The sequence below is a fragment of the Microbulbifer sp. ABF4_143 genome (assembly GCF_056160225.1).
Genome location: NZ_JBSWWT010000027.1, coordinates 1 through 17,599, shown reverse-complemented (window position 1 = coordinate 17,599; position 17,599 = coordinate 1). Strand labels below are relative to the sequence as shown.

The 17,599-nt window shown below is 62.2% G+C and carries 17 protein-coding genes and 1 pseudogene; 9 read left to right on the top strand and 9 right to left on the bottom strand.

Annotated elements, in window-relative coordinates:
* Nucleotides 1-455 precede the first annotated feature (455 nt).
* The 7 genes from ACXAF3_RS16630 (at nucleotide 456) to ACXAF3_RS16600 (ending at nucleotide 5,486) form a co-directional block, all read left to right on the top strand.
* On the top strand, nucleotides 456-866 hold the full coding sequence (locus ACXAF3_RS16630; RefSeq protein WP_475113418.1) for a response regulator transcription factor: 411 nt from the start codon (nucleotides 456-458) through the stop codon (nucleotides 864-866).
* Nucleotides 863-1,294: a curli production assembly/transport protein CsgE gene (locus ACXAF3_RS16625; protein ID WP_475113417.1), complete on the top strand. Its 432-nt coding sequence runs from the start codon at nucleotides 863-865 to the stop codon at nucleotides 1,292-1,294. The genes ACXAF3_RS16630 and ACXAF3_RS16625 overlap by 4 nt, the downstream gene beginning before the upstream one ends.
* Nucleotides 1,294-1,713, top strand: a complete 420-nt coding sequence (locus ACXAF3_RS16620) for a curli assembly protein CsgF (protein ID WP_475113416.1) — start codon at nucleotides 1,294-1,296, stop codon at nucleotides 1,711-1,713. Before ACXAF3_RS16625 ends, ACXAF3_RS16620 begins: the two co-directional genes overlap by 1 nt.
* A 103-nt stretch (nucleotides 1,714-1,816) precedes the next feature.
* On the top strand, nucleotides 1,817-2,614 hold the full coding sequence (locus ACXAF3_RS16615; protein ID WP_475113415.1) for a CsgG/HfaB family protein: 798 nt from the start codon (nucleotides 1,817-1,819) through the stop codon (nucleotides 2,612-2,614).
* Nucleotides 2,615-2,618: 4 nt separating this feature from the next.
* Nucleotides 2,619-3,149: a hypothetical protein gene (locus ACXAF3_RS16610; RefSeq protein ID WP_475113414.1), complete on the top strand. Its 531-nt coding sequence runs from the start codon at nucleotides 2,619-2,621 to the stop codon at nucleotides 3,147-3,149.
* A gap of 36 nt (nucleotides 3,150-3,185) precedes the next feature.
* The gene (locus tag ACXAF3_RS16605) at nucleotides 3,186-4,076 is read left to right on the top strand and encodes a hypothetical protein (RefSeq protein ID WP_475113413.1); all 891 of its coding nucleotides are present in this window, start codon (nucleotides 3,186-3,188) and stop codon (nucleotides 4,074-4,076) included.
* 525 nt (nucleotides 4,077-4,601) lie between these two features.
* The gene (locus ACXAF3_RS16600; RefSeq protein WP_475113412.1) at nucleotides 4,602-5,486 is read left to right on the top strand and encodes a hypothetical protein; all 885 of its coding nucleotides are present in this window, start codon (nucleotides 4,602-4,604) and stop codon (nucleotides 5,484-5,486) included.
* Here the strand turns inward: ACXAF3_RS16600 and ACXAF3_RS16595 are convergent.
* Nucleotides 5,447-5,773 carry a hypothetical protein gene (locus tag ACXAF3_RS16595; RefSeq protein ID WP_475113411.1) on the bottom strand — a complete coding sequence of 109 codons (327 nt, stop codon included), beginning with the start codon at nucleotides 5,771-5,773 and terminating at the stop codon, nucleotides 5,447-5,449. The genes ACXAF3_RS16600 and ACXAF3_RS16595 overlap by 40 nt on opposite strands.
* A gap of 39 nt (nucleotides 5,774-5,812) precedes the next feature.
* Between ACXAF3_RS16595 and ACXAF3_RS16590 the strand changes: the two genes are divergently transcribed.
* On the top strand, nucleotides 5,813-6,703 hold the full coding sequence (locus tag ACXAF3_RS16590) for a hypothetical protein (protein ID WP_475113410.1): 891 nt from the start codon (nucleotides 5,813-5,815) through the stop codon (nucleotides 6,701-6,703).
* An 86-nt stretch (nucleotides 6,704-6,789) separates the two neighbouring features.
* Here the strand turns inward: ACXAF3_RS16590 and greA are convergent, their stop codons facing one another.
* The 7 genes and pseudogenes from greA to dapB form a co-directional block, all read right to left on the bottom strand.
* On the bottom strand, nucleotides 6,790-7,266 hold the full coding sequence (greA, locus tag ACXAF3_RS16585) for a transcription elongation factor GreA (protein ID WP_475113409.1): 477 nt from the start codon (nucleotides 7,264-7,266) through the stop codon (nucleotides 6,790-6,792).
* 173 nt (nucleotides 7,267-7,439) lie between these two features.
* Nucleotides 7,440-10,670 (bottom strand): carbamoyl-phosphate synthase large subunit, encoded by a 3,231-nt coding sequence (gene carB, locus ACXAF3_RS16580; RefSeq protein ID WP_475113408.1) that lies wholly within the window; start codon nucleotides 10,668-10,670, stop codon nucleotides 7,440-7,442.
* 152 nt (nucleotides 10,671-10,822) lie between these two features.
* A complete protein-coding gene (gene carA / locus ACXAF3_RS16575; protein ID WP_475113407.1) occupies nucleotides 10,823-11,971 on the bottom strand; it encodes a glutamine-hydrolyzing carbamoyl-phosphate synthase small subunit in 1,149 nt (382 codons plus the stop codon).
* Nucleotides 11,972-12,374: 403 nt separating this feature from the next.
* Entirely contained in the window at nucleotides 12,375-12,962 is a 588-nt protein-coding gene (locus tag ACXAF3_RS16570; RefSeq protein ID WP_475113406.1) for a YfiR family protein, read from the bottom strand.
* 294 nt (nucleotides 12,963-13,256) lie between these two features.
* Nucleotides 13,257-14,186, bottom strand: a complete 930-nt coding sequence (gene rimK / locus ACXAF3_RS16565; protein ID WP_475113444.1) for a 30S ribosomal protein S6--L-glutamate ligase — start codon at nucleotides 14,184-14,186, stop codon at nucleotides 13,257-13,259.
* An 84-nt stretch (nucleotides 14,187-14,270) separates the two neighbouring features.
* Nucleotides 14,271-14,672: pseudogene (locus ACXAF3_RS16560) on the bottom strand (ATP-dependent zinc protease family protein); the annotation flags it as partial.
* Nucleotides 14,673-14,748: 76 nt separating this feature from the next.
* On the bottom strand, nucleotides 14,749-15,564 hold the full coding sequence (dapB, locus tag ACXAF3_RS16555) for a 4-hydroxy-tetrahydrodipicolinate reductase (RefSeq protein ID WP_475113405.1): 816 nt from the start codon (nucleotides 15,562-15,564) through the stop codon (nucleotides 14,749-14,751).
* A gap of 228 nt (nucleotides 15,565-15,792) precedes the next feature.
* Here dapB and ACXAF3_RS16550 point away from each other — a divergent pair, with 228 nt between their 5' ends.
* A complete protein-coding gene (locus tag ACXAF3_RS16550; RefSeq protein WP_475113404.1) occupies nucleotides 15,793-16,254 on the top strand; it encodes a hypothetical protein in 462 nt (153 codons plus the stop codon).
* Between the two features lie 78 nt (nucleotides 16,255-16,332).
* Here ACXAF3_RS16550 and dnaJ read toward each other — a convergent pair whose 3' ends face one another.
* A complete protein-coding gene (gene dnaJ, locus ACXAF3_RS16545; RefSeq protein ID WP_475113403.1) occupies nucleotides 16,333-17,451 on the bottom strand; it encodes a molecular chaperone DnaJ in 1,119 nt (372 codons plus the stop codon).
* Nucleotides 17,452-17,599 lie beyond the last annotated feature (148 nt).

The window sequence follows — 17,599 nt, the reverse complement described above, 5'->3', positions numbered from 1 at the left end:
CCGAAAAAAGCAAATTCCGTTACACGAACACCGGAAAAATCTGACACATTTTTTGTCTAGAAATTACGCCACCACAGTCTACACTCCAAACTAACTTCTCATTCACTGAGTTATTTAACCTAATTTTACTAACGGTGATCGTGAGAAATTTCTCTGCCTGACGAGGAAAATCCAGCGGGGCAGAAATACTATTTACTGCGACAGGGGGTCGCAGGACGGACCCAGATACAGGTTTTAAGATTTCGATCTGGCCAAGGAGAGGTAACAGGTATATGCCGGTTCTTTTTTTCAGCAATTCCGGCCTACAGGGAGAGCTGCTCTACTCACTGATTTCCGATTCACTGCCCTTCAAATGGGAAAAATCAGAAATAGGAAAACAACGCCACTGCCTTCAACACTACCAGGCAATCGTCGTCGACTGCTGGCACATAGCAGCAAACTCTGAAACGAACCGGATGCTGCCATACCTGAAGAACCTGGCCCACCAGAAGGTTCTGCTGATCAACTTCCCCGCCGACATCCCCTGTCATCTGGCGGAAAAGTTAAAACGGAAAAATTTCCAGCTCCTCTGCGATGCGACAACCACGCAGGAGAACCTGATCAAAAAGCTCACCGCGGCCATACAGAGTGCGGAGAAATCCCATTCCGAAGAACTGCAGAGCGGCCCGCTGCTCACCAGGCGCGAGCAGGAGATCCTGAACCAGCTGACCACCGGGGATCCCAACAGCGTCATCGCCTCCAGGCTGCACCTGAGCGAACACACGGTCAAAAACCATATGTACAACATCTTCCGCAAGATCGGCGTCAAAAACCGGTTGCAGGCGAGCAACTGGGCCAAGATGCACCTCCAGGCGGAGCGGCTATGAAAAGGCTGGCGCTTCTATTGCTTTTATGCACTGGCTTGGCGTCGGCGCAGGGCACCGGAGACGCCGATGGCGCCCTGGAAGATGGCGGCGGGCGCCTAGAAGATGAAATCAGCGGCTTCAATATCGACAGGACCATTACCCGCACCGGGCACGATTTTGCGCGCTATATGAGCGAATACCGCAATCTCCACTACCCGGACAGTGATTACAACCTGACGATTCACGAACGCCCCTCCGCGCGCTGGGGCAACCTGATATGGATCACCTACAACAACAGAGTCGTATTCCGGCGTTTTATCAGCCCAAGCACCAACAATATTCAGAGAATGGCGGAAGAGGCATCGAAACATATCCACGAGATAGTGTTGCAGGAGAAGGTCCGCAGCGCGCTGACCGACCACTTCGATATAGGTAAGGATGAATTCTGATGAAGAAATCGAGACTGGCGGGCCTCATTCTGGCCCCTGTTTTTCCGCTTGCCAGCGGGCTCGCGCTCGGCACAGAACTGATCTATGAGCCGGTAAACCCGAATTTTGGCGGCAATCCCCTGAACGGCGCCTATTTACTGAACAACGCCCAGGCCCAGGACCGCCACAAGGATCCGGACCGCGAGGACACCATCTACGAACAGCCCAGTGCCCTGGACAGGTTCACGGACTCCCTGGAGACCCGCCTGCTGAACCAGCTGCTGACGGATGTCGGTAACGGCAACAGCGGCGAACTGATCACCGATGATTTTGTCGTGCAGATCATCGACAACGACGGCGTACTGACCGTATTGATTACCGACCGCAACACCGGCGACAAGAGTGAAATCATTGTCAGCGGACTCAACCCGACGAATTAAAGCCCGCGAATGCTTGTAGGAGAGATAGGCAATGCGTACCGCAATAAAAAGTCTTGCTTTGCCCGCACTGGCAGTTATGACCACTCTGAGCGGCTGCTCTGCAATGAAGACCACAGGCGACGCCCTCTTTGGACCGGGCAGGGATGAAGCACAGCTTACTCCGAGAAACAGCACTTACCGGGACCTGCTCAACCTGCCCGCCCCCAAGGGCAAGATACTGGCCGCCGTATACGCCTTCCGCGACCAGACAGGGCAATACAAACCGGCCCCCAACAGCAGCTTTTCCACCGCGGTAACCCAGGGCGGTGCCTCGATGCTGATGGATGTCTTAAACGAGTCCGGCTGGTTTATCCCCCTGGAACGGGAGGGACTGCAGAACCTGCTGACGGAACGCAAAATTATTCGCGCCGCGCTGGCCAAACCGGATGCGCCGGCGAACAATAACATTCCCCTGCCCTCCCTGGTGGCGGCAAACGTCCTGCTGGAAGGCGGAATCGTCGCCTACGACACCAATATCCGCACTGGCGGAGCGGGCGCGCGGTATTTTGGTATCGGCATCGATGATCAGTACCGGGTAGATCAGGTCACCGTGAATTTGAGAGCCATCGACATCCGCTCCGGCCGCGTTCTGCACTCGGTGCTGACCTCAAAGACTGTCTATTCGAAAGCCATCAGCGCCGACGTGTACCGCTTCGTCAAGTTCCGCCGCCTGCTCGAGATGGAGGCGGGCACCACGACCAACGAGCCGGCGCAGCTGGCGATGCTTTCGGCCATGGAGTCGGCGGTCATCCATCTGATCAGCGAAGGTATCGTCAACAATTCCTGGGCGCTGCAGAACCCGGACGACATCAACAACCCCGTGCTGCAGTACTACCTGAATGAAAGCACTCACATTATGTAATCCCATGAAACCCGGAAGACTGATTCAATCCCTGACCCTAACCCTGCTCGGCCTGAACAGCGCCTGGAGTTCGGACCTGGATTCGGGGTCGGAACTGGCCGCCACCAGCGAGCTCGATTTCAACAACGCCGTGCCAGTGGCCAACCTGGCGATCATCTATCAGGAGGGCAGCCTCAACGCGGTGAACGCCCGACAGTACGGAATGTTGAACTACCTGTCCGCCCTCCAGGACGGCAACGGCAACCGTTTGTCTGTCAGGCAGGCCGGCGATGAAAACGCGGTGATTTCACGCCAGAAGGGGGAGGACAATATCGCCGCCCTGCTTCAGGTCGGCTACGAAAACTGGATTCGCCTCAACCAGATAGGTTTCGCACACGAGGCGGGCATCGCCCAGTTTGGCATACAGAATTCCGCCCTGGTGAACCAGATAGGCGTTCATCACAGTGTGAACATCTACCAGAGCGGCAATGGCCTGCACACCGAAGTCACCCAGAAGGGGGTGGCGATCACGACCACCGTCAACCAGTACAATTGACCTTGTAGATAATTCCGACAGCGCGGTATTTCCATCGTGAAAAAACTTCCTGGCATGATAGCGGCGCTAAGCCTAGTTGCGGCTGGCGAGGCCGGCGCAGCGGACAACAAAATAGAGCAGGCACAGAGCGGGGCCGGCAATGCCGCCTTCGCCGAGCAGATAGAGTCGGGCTCGCTTGGCAACAGCCTCCTGCAGGCACAGGAGGGTGCCCACAACACCGCCGATGCGAGCCAGCAGGGCGAACTGGACAGCGAAATCATTCAGGTCCAGGACGGCGTAACCAATCAGGCAGGCACCATACAGATCGGCGGGTCCGGCAACAGCAGTGAAATCCACCAAATAGGCGCGTTCAACGCAGCCGCGAGCCTGCAGACGGCCGCCACGGATACGAGGGCAGTGTCCCGCCAGCGGGGCTTCAACCACACTGCGGAAATCAACCAGATTGCCGGTGTTGGCAATATCGCCGCGATTGAGCAGAGGGGCCAGTTCCACCGCGCCGGCATCGCACAGAATGGCAGTTTTCACGCCGAAGCCCATATCGATCAGGAAGGCACCGATCACGACGCCGATGCCGCGCAAACCGGCATAGGCCACTTCTCGAGCACGGATCAACAGGGCTCCTTCAACCGCGCGAACACGGACCAGGAGGGGTTCTTCCAGGAAGCCGATATCGCCCAGAGCGGCTTTGCCAACGGTGCCCTGGTCGCTCAGGGAGACGGGTACAACAGCGCTGTCGTCACCCAGGATGGATTCTTCAATAGCACCGACGTACTCCAGTCCGGCGCATTCGGCATGGGCGGCGGTCACCTGTCCGTGATCAGCCAGTCCGGTGGACTGAACCAGGCGACGGTCATCCAGAGCGGCTTTTCCTCGACGGCAATCGTGACCCAGTTCGGCAACGGCAACTCCGTGTCGCTGGCGCACTGATCCGGCGCAACTCCCGCGCAATTGCGCGCCACCCGCCCTTCTCTGCGGCGGCAATTCATCGACTGGCGCGGAAAATCACTTTCCCCAGCGCGACTCTCATCCTTCCTTAGCGCCTCAGAAAACAACTGATCAAAAATCGAACTTTTTTCCTAGAGTTTCGACACTTCCCTCCTATAGCGACCCCCCGCTTGAGCGGCAAGACTCAACACAGTGTTTGATCACTTTGCAAACAAAGAGTTTGAAATTTGGCCAGGAATTATTTGAATCCGCCATCGCTCCCCTGCTCGCCACATCCACGCCATGACAACGGTAGCACCGCCGGCGTATGGGGCACTTGCCGGGGAATTGAGGCTCAACCTGGTCCTTTCGGGACAGATCGGCACCTATTCACAGCGGGACCGCTTGCCGGGGAGGTGAAGGCTCGCACAACGCTGTAATCCAACATGGTGCTGAGGTCGGCACCATCGTAAATCAGTATGACCTGTACTGATTCTTTCAACGTCGGACGTAAGTAAGGAGCAACTCATGAAGACGTTTACCCCCATCGCCGCAGCAGTACTTCTCGCCGCCAGCGGCAGCGTATTCGCGGCAAACAACACCACCCTCCAAAACCAGAACGGTATCGGCAACTTCCAGTTCGCCTCGCAGATCGGGCTCGGCGTGAACGACAACCTGATCGTGCAAAACCAGAATGGCCTGTTCAACAACGAAATCGCGGTGCAGACCGCCGGTGAGAACGACAGCACCATAGTGCAGACTCAGGTAGGTGCCGTGAACACGGCGGTTTCCACCCAAGCCGCCGGTGCGTTCAACACCGCCGCCGTTACCCAGGTGGGTGCGGGCAACGTGGGTGTTACCACTCAGGCAGCTTCTCTAGCCAGCAATGCCAATATCCTGCAGGTGGGCTTCGTCAACCTCGGCGTTATCACCCAGACCCTGAGCCTGCTGGATAGCGCCAGCATCACTCAGGTCGGAGCGCTGAACTTCGGTAACATCCTGCAGACAGTCAGTGCCCTGAACAGCGCCGATATCCTGCAAGGTGGCGTCGGCAACAGCGCCAATATCACCCAGGCATTCGCCCTGGCAAACGATGCCGATATCATCCAGGCCGGCTTCTTCAACAGCGGCAACATCGTCCAGGTCGGCTCTATTGGCAGCTCTGCGCTGAAGGTGCAAGTCGGTGCATTCAACGTTGGGGATATCACCCAGGTAGGTCTCGGCCATGCCGCCGCGGAGTTCCAGTTCGGCTTCGGCAACAATGCCAACACCACCCAGATCGGGCTCTTCCACAACTCGGTCACTACCCAGGTGGGGCTCTTCAACTTCCACAACACCTTCCAGTTCGGCTTCAACGAAACCGCTGTGGCCACTCAGACAGGTATTGGCAACGTCGGCTTTATCGTGCAGTAGTCGCCGCGCATAAAGCAAAACCCCAGGCGGCCTTTACGGCCGCCTTTTATTAACTTGGCAATCAAATATTTCACCCTGAAATATTTGATTGTCGCCCTTGAAATACTGGCGAAGATGCGCGGATCTTCTTGAATTTCAAGGGCTCGCGCCGGCCTGCGACCGGCGGCGGCACATCCCTGTGCCGCATTAACCCGCGCAAATTTCATTTGCCGGGTTAATAACAATTGACTGGTGATCCGCCGGTATGCCCACAAGGCGCGAGCGCGGACAAAGGAGCGCCCGGACACCACCGGGCCCCTGTAGGTGAAGCAGTAGAGGAGCCATTTGTGAACCCCACAACCCCCATCGCCGCAGCGTTATTGCTAACCGCAAGCGGCATAGTGCTGGCGGCGACCAATACCGCCGAGCTCAACCAGAATGGCACGGGCAACACCGCCATCGCCGACCAGGCGGACCCGGGCGCCACCGACAATTTCATCTCGCAGCAACAGAGCGGAAACTTCCACAACGCCTATGCGCTGCAGCAGTCCGAGGTGGGATCCAGCATATCCCAGGTACAGGACGGCAGCCTCAACAGTGCCTACACGCTGCAACAGGACGGCGCCTTCAACAGCGCATATATCTACCAGGAAGGCACGCTCAACGACGCGACCATCTACCAGTTGGGCAGCCAGGACAGCGAGGCCTGGATACTGCAGTCCGGCTTCGGCAATGAAGCGGAAATCGCGCAGATACTGGGCGCGGGCAATGTCGCGCGAATCGAGCAGCGCGGCCAGTTGCACAACGCCTACATAGGCCAGAACGCCAGCTTTGATTCCGATGCCTTCATCTACCAGGCGGGCACCGGTAACGAAGCGCAGATCGCCCAGTCCGGCAGCGGTCATTTCTCCACCATCAACCAGCAGGGCACCTTCAACCGCGCCTACACGGATCAGAGAGGCAATGACCACGAGGCCGACATACTGCAGAGCGGGTTCGGCAACGAGGCCACTGTGGTTCAGGTGGACTGGGGCAGCAGCGCCAGGATCACCCAGGAAGGCTTCGCCAACCGCGCCAGCGTGACGCAGGCCGGCGCCTTCGGCATTGGCGGCGGCCACCTGGCCATCGTGAACCAGTCCGGCAGCGTGAACGAGGCCATAGTGATACAGAACGGGATTTCTGAAACCGCCATCGTGAGCCAGACGGGCAATGGCAACACCGCGGTGGTTGTCCAGTAACCGGCTTCCTGTTTACGGGCCAGCCCCGCTGCAAAAAATAAGGGCGGCAAATTGCCGCCCTTATTTTTTGACGTGATGAAAATAAATTACAGGTGCTCTACCGAATCTATCTCGTACTCCACCGAACCGGACGGTGTCTGCACCACGACGACATCCCCCACTTCCTTGCCGATCAAGGCGCGGGCAATCGGTGAATTGACGGAGATCTTGTGGTTTTTCACATCCGCTTCGTCGTCGCCGACAATCTTGTAGGTCACTTCCTGGTCATTTTCCATATGGATAATGGTCACGGTGGTGCCGAAGATCACCTTGTCGCTGGGCTCTATGGCCTTCACGTCGATCACCTGGGCGTGAGACAGCTTGCTCTCGATCTCCTGGATGCGCCCCTCGATAAAACCCTGCTTCTCGCGCGCGGCGTGGTACTCGGCATTTTCCTTCAGGTCGCCGTGCTCGCGCGCCTCGGCGATGGCCTGCACCACGGCCGGGCGCTCAACCTTCTTCAGTCTTTCCAATTCGGCGCGCAGAGCCTCTGCGCCCTCGACGGTCATTGGTACCCGGTTCAAGTTGGGACCTCCAAATTTATTCACTAGAAAGCCAGGCTTCGCCTTCCGGTGAAGCCTGGCCGTTATATCCGTATTTGATTTGCCCTGTAGGAGCGGCCCATGGCCGCGATCAATGTTAGGGTTTCCCCATTCCGATCGCGGCCATGGGCCGCACCTACAAAAAGGCGCCAGCCTTACTCCGGCAGCTTGACCACCCGCTGGTGCAGATCCTGCAGACGGCGGACCTTGAGGGGCTCGCCCTGTTGCATCGCCAGGGCCATGGCCTTGGCCGCGGCCAGCGTGGTGGTGTAGCACACCTGGTGATTCTCCGCGCTGCGGCGGATATCGGCGGAATCGCGAATGGCCTGGCGCCCCTCGGTGGTGTTGACCACCAGGGCTATCTCGTCGTTCTTGATCATATCGACGATATGCGGGCGGCCCTCGCTCATCTTGTTGACGGTTGTAACGGGAATGCCGCTATCTTGCAAGACCTTGGCCGTGCCGCGGGTGGCCACCAGTTCGAAGCCGAGCGCCGCCAGGTCCCGCGCCACATCCACCGCCGCCGGCTTGTCGAAGTCGCGCACCGAGATGAACACGCGGCCGGACTCCGGCAGCTTGTCGCCGGCGGCCAGCAGGCCCTTGTCGAAGGCCTCGGCGAAGGTCTCGCCCACGCCCATCACCTCGCCGGTGGACTTCATCTCCGGGCCGAGGATCGGGTCCACCTTCGGGAACTTGTTGAACGGGAACACCGATTCCTTGACCGAGAAGTAGTCCGGCACGATTTCCTCGGTGAAGCCCTGCTCGGCCAGGCTGATGCCCGCCTGGCAGCGCGCCGCCACCTTGGCCAGCGAGGTGCCGATACACTTGGACACGAAGGGCACGGTGCGCGACGCGCGCGGGTTCACCTCGATCACATAGATCTCGCCGTCCTGGTAGGCGAGCTGGGTATTCATCAGACCCACGACGCCCAGTTCGCGCGCCATGGCCTTGACCTGCTCGCGCATCCTGTCCTGCACGTCGGCGGGCAGGCTGTAGGGCGGCAGGGAGCAGGCGGAGTCGCCGGAGTGGACGCCACACTGCTCGATATGCTGCATGATGCCGCCGATCACCACATCCTTGCCGTCGGAGACGGCGTCTATATCCACCTCGATCGCGGCGTTCAGGAAGTGATCCAGCAGTACCGGCGCCTCGTCGGAAACCCGCACCGCCTCTTTCATATAGGTCTTGAGTTCGTCTTCCTTGTAGACGATCTCCATCGCGCGGCCGCCCAGTACATAGGACGGGCGCACCACCAGCGGGTAGCCCACATCCTTGGCGCGCTGGATGGCTTCCATTTCCGAGCGCACTATCGCGTTCTGCGGCTGCTTCAGGCCCAGGCGCATGATCATCTGCTGGAAGCGCTCGCGGTCCTCGGCGCGGTCTATCTGCTCCGGGGTGGTGCCGATGATCGGCACGCCCTCGGCGGCCAGGTAGCGGGCCAGGTTCAGCGGCGTCTGGCCGCCGAACTGGACGATGACGCCCTCCGGCTTTTCCTTGCGCACGATTTCCAGCACGTCCTCGAGGGTCACCGGCTCGAAATAGAGACGGTCGGAGGTGTCGTAGTCGGTGGATACCGTCTCCGGGTTGCAGTTGACCATAATGGTCTCGTAGCCGTCCTCGCGCATCGCCAGCGCCGCGTGCACGCAGCAGTAGTCGAACTCGATACCCTGGCCGATGCGGTTGGGGCCGCCGCCGAGCACCATGATCTTCTTCCGGTCGGACGGATTGGCCTCGCACTCCTCGTCGTAGGTGGAGTACATATAGGCGGTGCTGGTGGCGAATTCCGCCGCACAGGTGTCGACGCGCTTGTAGGCCGGGAAGACGCCGAGCTTGTGGCGGAATTCGCGCACGGTCTTCTGGCTGACGCCGAGCAGGTCCGCCAGGCGGCGGTCGGAGAAGCCCTTGCGCTTCAGGAAGCGCATGGTCTTGGCGTCCAGGGCCGAGGTGGGCAGCGACTTGAGCGGCTCCTCGATTTTGATCAGCTCCTCGATCTGCACCAGGAACCAGGGATCTATGCCGGACAGCTCGTAGATTTCCTCGACGCTCATGCCCATGCGGAAGGCGTCGCCCACATACCAGATGCGCTCGGCACCGGGCACCGACAGCTCGCGGCGCAACCGCTCCCGGGCGCCGTCCTCACTCGGATCTATCTTGCTCTCGAAGCCGAAGCTGCCCACTTCCAGACCGCGCAGGGCCTTCTGCAGCGACTCCTGGAAGGTGCGGCCTATGGCCATCACCTCGCCGACGGACTTCATCTGCGTGGTCAGGCGCGCGTCCGCCTCGCCGAACTTCTCGAAGGTGAAACGCGGAATCTTGGTGACCACATAGTCGATAGAGGGCTCGAAGGAGGCCGGGGTGGCGCCGCCGGTGATATCGTTCTGCAGTTCGTCGAGCGTGTAGCCGACCGCCAGCTTGGCGGCGACCTTGGCGATCGGGAAGCCGGTGGCCTTGGAGGCCAGCGCCGAGGAGCGGGATACCCGCGGGTTCATCTCGATCACCACCATGCGCCCGGTCTTCGGGTCCACGCCGAACTGCACGTTGGAGCCGCCGGTCTCGACGCCTATCTCGCGCAGCACCGCGATGGAGGCGTTGCGCATCCGCTGGTATTCCTTGTCGGTCAGCGTCTGCGCCGGGGCCACGGTGATGGAGTCGCCGGTGTGCACCCCCATCGGGTCGAAGTTCTCGATGGAGCAGACGATGATGCAGTTGTCGTTCTTATCGCGCACCACCTCCATCTCGTACTCTTTCCAGCCGAGCAGGGATTCGTCGATCAGCAGCTCGTTGGTCGGCGACAGGTCGAGGCCGCGCTTGCAGATCTCCTCGAACTCCGGCCAGTTGTAGGCCACGCCGCCGCCGGAGCCCCCCATCGTGAAGGACGGGCGGATGATCACCGGGAAGCCGAACTCCTCCGGCACCTTCTTCGCCTCCTCCATCGAGTGGACGATGCGCGCGCGCGGCGTCTCCAGGCCGATGGCGCGCATGGCCTTGTCGAACAGATCGCGGTCCTCGGCCTTCTCGATAGCGTCCTTGTCGGCGCCGATCAGCTCCACGCCGAATTTGTTCAGTATGCCGTTCTTGTCCAGATCCAGGGCGCAGTTCAGCGCCGTCTGGCCGCCCATGGTCGGCAGTATCGCGTCCGGGCGCTCCTGCTCGATAATCTTGGCGACCGTCTTCCACTCCACCGGCTCTATATAGGTGGCGTCGGCCATGGCCGGGTCGGTCATGATCGTGGCCGGGTTGGAGTTCACCAGGATCACCCGGTAGCCCTCCTCGCGCAGCGCCTTACAGGCCTGGGCACCGGAATAGTCGAACTCGCAGGCCTGGCCGATCACGATGGGGCCGGCGCCGATAATCAGAATGCTTTTGATGTCTGTGCGTTTTGGCATCTTTCTTCCGTTCGTTCACCGGTTCAACCGGCAGCGCTGAAACTCTGTGTGTACTGTAGGAGCGGCCCATGGCCGCGATCAATCTTTCCAAGTCTTCTGGAATCCGATCGCGGCCATGGGCCGCTCCTACAAAGGATCCAAGCGGGCTGCGCTCAGCGGCGCGCCTGCATCAGCTCGACAAACTGGTCGAACAGCGGCGCCACATCGTGGGGGCCGGGGCTGGCCTCCGGGTGCCCCTGGAAGCTGAAGGCCGGCTTGTCCTTCAGGCGGATCCCCTGCAGGGTGCCGTCGAACAGGGACTTGTGCGTGACCTCCACATTGGCCGGCAGGGATTCCGCGTCCACTGCGAAGCCGTGGTTCTGCGCGGTGATCATCACCTTGCCGGTCTTCAGGTCCTGCACCGGGTGGTTGCCGCCGTGGTGGCCGAACTTCATCTTCTCAGTCGCACCGCCGACGGCCAGACCCAGCAGCTGGTGGCCGAGACAGATACCGTAGAGGGGGATCTCCGCCTCGAGGAATTCCCGGATCGCGGCGATGGCGTAGTCGCAGGGCTCGGGGTCGCCGGGGCCGTTGGACAGGAAGACACCGTCCGGATTCATCGCCAGCACCTCGGCCGCCGGCGTCTCCGCCGGCACCACGGTGATTTCGCAACCGCGGTCCACCAGCATGCGCAGGATATTGCGCTTCACGCCGAAGTCGTAGGCCACCACCTTGAACGGCTGCTGCGGCGCCGGCTTGTGGCCACTGCCCAGCTCCCAGGTGCCCTCGTTGAACGGGTAGCTCTGCTTGGTGGAGACCACCTTGGCCAGGTCCATGCCCTTGAGGCCGGCGAATTCTCTCGCCTTGGCCAGCGCGGCTTCCCGGTCAATGCTGTCGCCGGCGACAATGCAGCCGTTCTGGGCACCCTTGTCGCGCAGCAGGCGGGTCAGCCGGCGGGTATCGATATCGGCGATGCCGACGATATTGCGCGCCTTCAGGTACTCCTCCAGCGGCTGCTCGTTGCGGAAGCTGCTGGCCAGCAGCGGCAGGTCGCGGATCACCAGGCCGGCGGCCCAGATCTCGCCGCACTCCTCATCCTCGGCGTTGGTACCGGTGTTGCCGATATGGGGATAGGTCAGGGTGACTATCTGGCGGGCGTAGGAGGGATCGGTCAGTATCTCCTGGTAGCCGGTCATGGAGGTATTGAACACCACCTCGCCAACGGCGCTACCCTGAGCGCCGATGGCGCGCCCTTCAAAAACGCTGCCATCTGCGAGTACCAGCAGGGCGGGGGTTGTACTCGGCATCAAGTTGTGGGGCATGGGGCCCTCCGGCGTGGGGACAGCTTTAGTCAAATTGATCTCCAATCTTCAGAACTGCTTGCGGGCGGGGTGGCGAGCAGCAGCGGGCGGCGCAGCAGGTGCCGGATGGCACCTATAAAAAAGCGAGATGAAACTCCGCAGCTTCATCTCGCTTTTTTAGAATTTGTTCACGCGCGGCTCTCACACTGTGCACACTGTGGCCGGCGCTTGCCGCCGGCGTTGACGGGCCGGTGCGCCGCGAAGCTCACCTCTCCGGGGTTCCCCGCTTCGGGGTTCCTCGGGGCTCGCGGGACCTGCCCAAACCGGGCGCAGATTCTACGCGAAATGCCGCGCTGGCGCCAGAGGCTTGTGCATGATGAATGCGGAATGATGGCCAATCTGTCGGAAACAGCTTTGTCATCATTCAGTTCAGCTCGCGGCTCAGGCGAAACAGGCTGTTGCCCATCTTCAGTTCCGCGCGGTCGAGCATGGTCTTGTTGAGCTGCAGCGCGATGCTGCCGCCGCTGCTGACAAACTCGACCATGCCGCCGGTGGCGGCAAAGCGGTCGACATCGCTGACGGTCAGTACCGGGAAGAACTCCAGCGCCCGGACCGCCTTCAGCAGGCTGGCGCGCTCCATCTCCCCGAGCACGACGATCTGACAGCGGCGCGCGCGTATCGGTTCGCGCGGGTCGACGCTCTCCAGCGCCGCCCGGCGGCCGCCGATCCGCTGGTGCTGCAACCGCTGCGCCAGCGGCTCGCGCAGGCTGTCTTCGCCCATGATGCAGATACGGAAGGGGGCCCTGGCACCGGAGAAGGCCTCGATCGGCCACTGCAGGTGGTAGGCGAAGTGCACTATATAGTCCACCATAACCTGCCGCCCCGCCGCGGAGTCGGACAACCGGGTCGACGCCTGGGCACTGGTGACCATCATCACAATCAGCAATACCGCCAGGTGTGACAGCGCCAGCGCGAGGCTGTCCAGGAAGTAGCGGTGTTGGCGATTTTTCATGCACAAGGCCTTGCGGTATTCACCATCCGGCCACCGAGAGCGGAAACGCGCCGGCGCGCGCCCCCCGCCAACCCACCATCCGTGGCAGCCGGGAACGGGGATTCGGGAGTGCGCGGGCATCGAAACCCGCGCGACAATCCGCGCCGGATACACAGCCCGGCGCTTTCAGTAGGTTAGTCTCGGGCCGGGCGCTTTGCCAAAGGGCGCGGGGAGCGCGACGCCAGCCTGCGGGGAGGGAGCGGCGGGGCCCGGCGGTTCTGTGCCGCCTTCAGCCCCGCCCGGGGTGGCCCTGGGTCAATCCCCCTTGGCCAGGGAGGCGTCGCTCTGCGGGGCTATGGCCGGGCGCCATTTGAGCGCCTTCTCGATCGACAGGATCATGGCGCCGGCCACATCCTTGCGCGTGGCGCTCTCTATCCCCTCGAGCCCGGGGGAGGAGTTCACCTCCAGCAGCAGCGGCCCCTTCTTGGAGCGGATGATATCCACGCCAGCCACCTTCAGGCCCAGCACCTTGGCCGCCTTCACCGCCAGGCGCTTTTCCTCCGCGGTGACCTTGACCACCGAGGCGGTGCCGCCCTGATGGATATTGGCGCGGAATTCACCCGGCGCCGCCTCGCGCTGGATCGACGCCACCACCTTGCCGTCGATCACGAACAGGCGCAGATCCTTGCCCTGGGCCTCGCGGATAAACTCCTGCACCAGCAGGTTGGCCTTCAGGGACTTGAAGGCGTTGATCACCGACTCGCCCGCCTTGCGCGTCTCCGCCAACACCACCCCCCGGCCCTGGGTGCCCTCCAGCAGCTTCACGATCAGTGGCGCGCCGCCGACCATCTCGATCAGCTCGCTGGTATCCACCGGCGAGTTGGCGAATCCGGAGGTGGGGATATTCAGGCCGCTCTGCTGCAGCAGTTGCAGCGAGAACAGCTTGTCCCGCGACTGGCTGATGGCCGCGGAGCCGTTCAGCGCGAAGACGCCGAGGCTCTCGAAGTGTCGGGTCAGGGCGCAGCCGTAGAAGGTCTGGCTGGGGCGGATGCGCGGTATCACCGCATCCAGATTGTTCAGTATGCGCCCGTCCCGGTAGTGCACCTCCGGCTCGTTCGGATCCAGCTTCATATAGCACTGGCGAATATCCAGGAAGCTCATGCGGTGGCCGCGCTCGGCGCCGGCCTCCATGATGCGCTGATTGCTGTACAGATCCGGGTTGGAGGCGAGCACGCCGATGCGCAGACCAGTGCCGGCCATATGGTGCTCGTCGCGGTAGTACTCCTCCAACTGGCTCTGGGGCAGGTCGCCGAGGCAGAAACTCTCGGACGGATCCACCAGCATGCGCCCGAGCATCGCCTCGCGCCCGAGCAGCATGCGGTAGCCCATGCTGTCGCGGTTGGTCAGCGTCAACTCGATATCCCAGACGCTGCCGCCGATGGACAGGGACGTGCGGATCACCGGGCGCTTCTCGCTCTCGCCGGAGGAGCTGCGCACCATGCGCTTGTCCAGCAGGCGCGCCTCGCAGCGCACCGAGGGGCGGCGCAGATGCTGCAGCGGGTGGGCCTCGAAGCTGACCCAGGGCTCGCCGTCGCGCTTGAATGTCTGGATGTTGTAGGCGTGCAGACAGGAGGTCTTGGCGCCCGAGTCCACCCGCGCCTTGATCGCGGGGATGCCGAGGCCGGGGAAGGCGCACCACTCCTCACAGCCGACGATTAGTTTTTTTTCCAAGTTTGATTTCCCGTAATCGGTTTGGGGTTGTCCGTTTGCCGTCGCCAATGCCGCGGCGCGCCACCGGCCGCTCGAATCATTTCAAATCCAGTACATCGCGCATATCGTAATGACCGGGTTTCCGCCCGGCCGCCCCCTCTCCCACCAGCCACAGCGCTGCGCGCACGGCGCCGCGGGCGAAGGACAGGCGGCTGCTGGCGCGGTGGCTGATCTCCACCCGCTCGCCGTCCGCCAGAAACATTACCGTGTGGTCGCCGACCACGTCGCCGCCGCGCACCGTCGCAAAGCCGATGGTGTCACGCGCGCGGGCGCCGGTCTGGCCCTCGCGGCCGTAGACGGCGACCTCGCGCAGATCGCGCCCGAGCGCCTCGGCCACCACCTCGCCCATGCTGAGCGCGGTGCCGGAGGGCGCGTCCACCTTGTGGCGGTGGTGCGCCTCGACGATTTCTATGTCCGCGTCCTCGCCCATCACCCGCGCCGCCGTTTCCAGCAGTTTGAAACACAGATTGACGCCGGTGGAGAAGTTACTCGCCAGGCACAGGGGGATCGCCCCGGCGTGCGCCAGCAGCGCCGCCCTCTGGGATTCATCGAAGCCGGTGGTGCCGATCACGATCGGCAGTCCCTTTGCGGCGCAGAAGGCGGCGTTGGCCAGGGTCGCCGCCGGGGCGGTGAAATCGATCAGCACGTCGAAGTCGGCCTTTTCCAGGCTGTCCACTATCGCCAGCCCGCTGCGGCCGAGCCCCGCCACCTCACCGGCATCCGCACCCACCAGGCTGGAACCGGGTCGCACCACCGCGGCGGACAGCGCCGCCGCATCAGACTGCGCCAGCGCCTGCGTCAGCGCGCGCCCCATGCGCCCGCCAAAGCCGGTTACCGCGATTTTTGCCGCCATGGTATTTCTCCTCTTTTCGCGCCGCAGACAAAGCCGCGGATTCTACCCCGGAGGCAGGACACAGAATAGCAATTCGCGCAAATGGCGGCCCCAGCCGCCAGGCCGCGGGAAAACAGGTCAATAGCAATAAGCATCCCGCGCCTGATAGCGAACAGTATCGTCGCGCCTCCCGCCCCCGCGGCCGCAACTGCTACGCTTCTTAGTGGATAGATGATTGGAGCGCCACAGATGCAAGCACTCACCAACCAGTCCGCCAGCGCCGGGCTCGCGGCCCTGCTTTTCGCACTCGCCCTGCTGTGCAGCGCGGCGCCGATGCAGGCACAAGAGCAGGCGCAGGCGCAGAAGCAGGAGCTCAGCGACGACTTCTGGGAGAAATACGACGACATTGCCGACTGGCTGACCCTGCGCCTGAAGCTGACGCCGGAACAGGAGGACAAGGCCCTGCCGATCCTGGATCAGACCTTCGACAGGCAGCTGGCGCTACTGAAGGAATACGGCATCCACATCGGCGAGGAGAGACCGAAGCTGTCGGTCAGGCAGCGGGAAGAGCTGGACGCAAAGATGATTGCGATCCGCGCCGAGGCGCGGGCAAAGATGGTGCCGCTGTTAAACGCGGATCAGTTGCGGGAGCTGAAGAAGGTACAGGAAGAGTTTCACGAAGCGTTCCGCAAGCGGCTGGCGGAGGAATAATCCGCCCTGAGCGCTTGAACCGCTCGCCCGGAGCGGGCCCGGGGCCCGCTGCCGAGCCGGGGCCCTGCGGCCCCGGGATCAGAGCTTCATATCACCGAAGAAGTTCTTCACCCCCTCGAACCAGCCGGTCTGGCGCGGGGAGTTCTTTTTCTCGCTCAGGGTGTCGGCGAACTCCTGCAGCAGCTCTTTCTGCCTCGCGGTCAGGTTCACCGGTGTCTCCACCACCACGCGGCACAGCAGGTCGCCGGGGGCACCGCCGCGCACCGGGGTCACACCCTTGCCGCGCAGGCGGAACAGCTTGCCGGTCTGACTCTCGGCGGGAATCTTCAGCTTGACCTTGCCGTCCAGGGTCGGCACCTCCAGCTCGCCGCCCAGCGCCGCGGTGACGAAGCTGATCGGCACCTCGCAGTAGAGGTTCTTGCCGTCGCGCTGGAACAGCTCGTGTTCCCTGACCACCACCTGCACATAGAGGTCGCCGGCGGGGCCGCCGTCCGGGCCCGCCTCGCCCTCGCCGGACAGGCGGATGCGGTCGCCGGTGTCCACGCCCGGCGGCACCTTGACCGACAGGGTCTTGGTCTCCTCCACGCGCCCGCGCCCGTGGCAGCTGGCGCAGGGGTCGGAGATGGTGGTGCCGCGCCCGCGGCAGTTGGGGCAGGTCTGCTGCACCGAGAAGAAGCCCTGCTGCATGCGCACCTGGCCGACGCCGCCGCAGGTGCCGCAGGTCTGCGGCGAAGAGCCGGGCTTGGCACCGGAGCCGTGGCAGGTCTTACAGGAAGCCAGGGTCGGTACGCGGATCTTCACCGTGGTGCCGCGCACCGCGTCTTCGAGATCCAGCTCCAGGTCATAGCGCAGATCGGAGCCCCTGGCGGGCCCGCTGCGGCGGCCGCCACCGCCGAAGATATCGCCGAACACGTCGCCGAAAATATCGGAGAAACCGCCGAAACCGCCGGCGCCGCCGCCACCCATCTGGCCCTCGACACCGGCGTGGCCAAACTGGTCGTAGGCCGCCTTCTTCTGCGGGTCGGACAGCACCTCGTAGGCCTCGTTGGCCTCTTTGAATTTGTTCTCCGCCTCCTTGTCGCCGGGGTTGCGGTCCGGGTGGTACTTCATGGCCACGCGGCGGTAGGCCTTCTTCAGGTCCTTTTCCGATGCGCTCCGGTCGACACCGAGGATTTCGTAGTAATCGCGTTTCGACATATAAAGTGTGTTCTTTCTTAACGGCGTAAGGCGGGGGGGACAGTTCCCGGGCGCAGCACCCCCCTTTAACTCAGCAAGAAGAGGGGGAGGAAGGAGGCAGAAAGCGACAAAAGAAGGAAAAAAAAAGAAAGAGAAGAGGGAGAGGATG

Coding starts and splice junctions, on each gene's coding strand:
- ACXAF3_RS16610 (WP_475113414.1), top strand. CDS start 2,619: ATGAAACCCGGAAGACTGATTCAATCCCTGACCCTAACCCTGCTCGGC.
- ACXAF3_RS16600 (WP_475113412.1), top strand. CDS start 4,602: ATGAAGACGTTTACCCCCATCGCCGCAGCAGTACTTCTCGCCGCCAGC.
- carB (WP_475113408.1), bottom strand. CDS start 10,670: ATGCCAAAACGCACAGACATCAAAAGCATTCTGATTATCGGCGCCGGC.
- ACXAF3_RS16570 (WP_475113406.1), bottom strand. CDS start 12,962: ATGAAAAATCGCCAACACCGCTACTTCCTGGACAGCCTCGCGCTGGCG.
- ACXAF3_RS16550 (WP_475113404.1), top strand. CDS start 15,793: ATGCAAGCACTCACCAACCAGTCCGCCAGCGCCGGGCTCGCGGCCCTG.
- ACXAF3_RS16630 (WP_475113418.1), top strand. CDS start 456: ATGCTGCCATACCTGAAGAACCTGGCCCACCAGAAGGTTCTGCTGATC.
- dnaJ (WP_475113403.1), bottom strand. CDS start 17,451: ATGTCGAAACGCGATTACTACGAAATCCTCGGTGTCGACCGGAGCGCA.
- ACXAF3_RS16615 (WP_475113415.1), top strand. CDS start 1,817: ATGAAGACCACAGGCGACGCCCTCTTTGGACCGGGCAGGGATGAAGCA.
- dapB (WP_475113405.1), bottom strand. CDS start 15,564: ATGGCGGCAAAAATCGCGGTAACCGGCTTTGGCGGGCGCATGGGGCGC.
- ACXAF3_RS16625 (WP_475113417.1), top strand. CDS start 863: ATGAAAAGGCTGGCGCTTCTATTGCTTTTATGCACTGGCTTGGCGTCG.
- carA (WP_475113407.1), bottom strand. CDS start 11,971: ATGCCCCACAACTTGATGCCGAGTACAACCCCCGCCCTGCTGGTACTC.
- ACXAF3_RS16620 (WP_475113416.1), top strand. CDS start 1,294: ATGAAGAAATCGAGACTGGCGGGCCTCATTCTGGCCCCTGTTTTTCCG.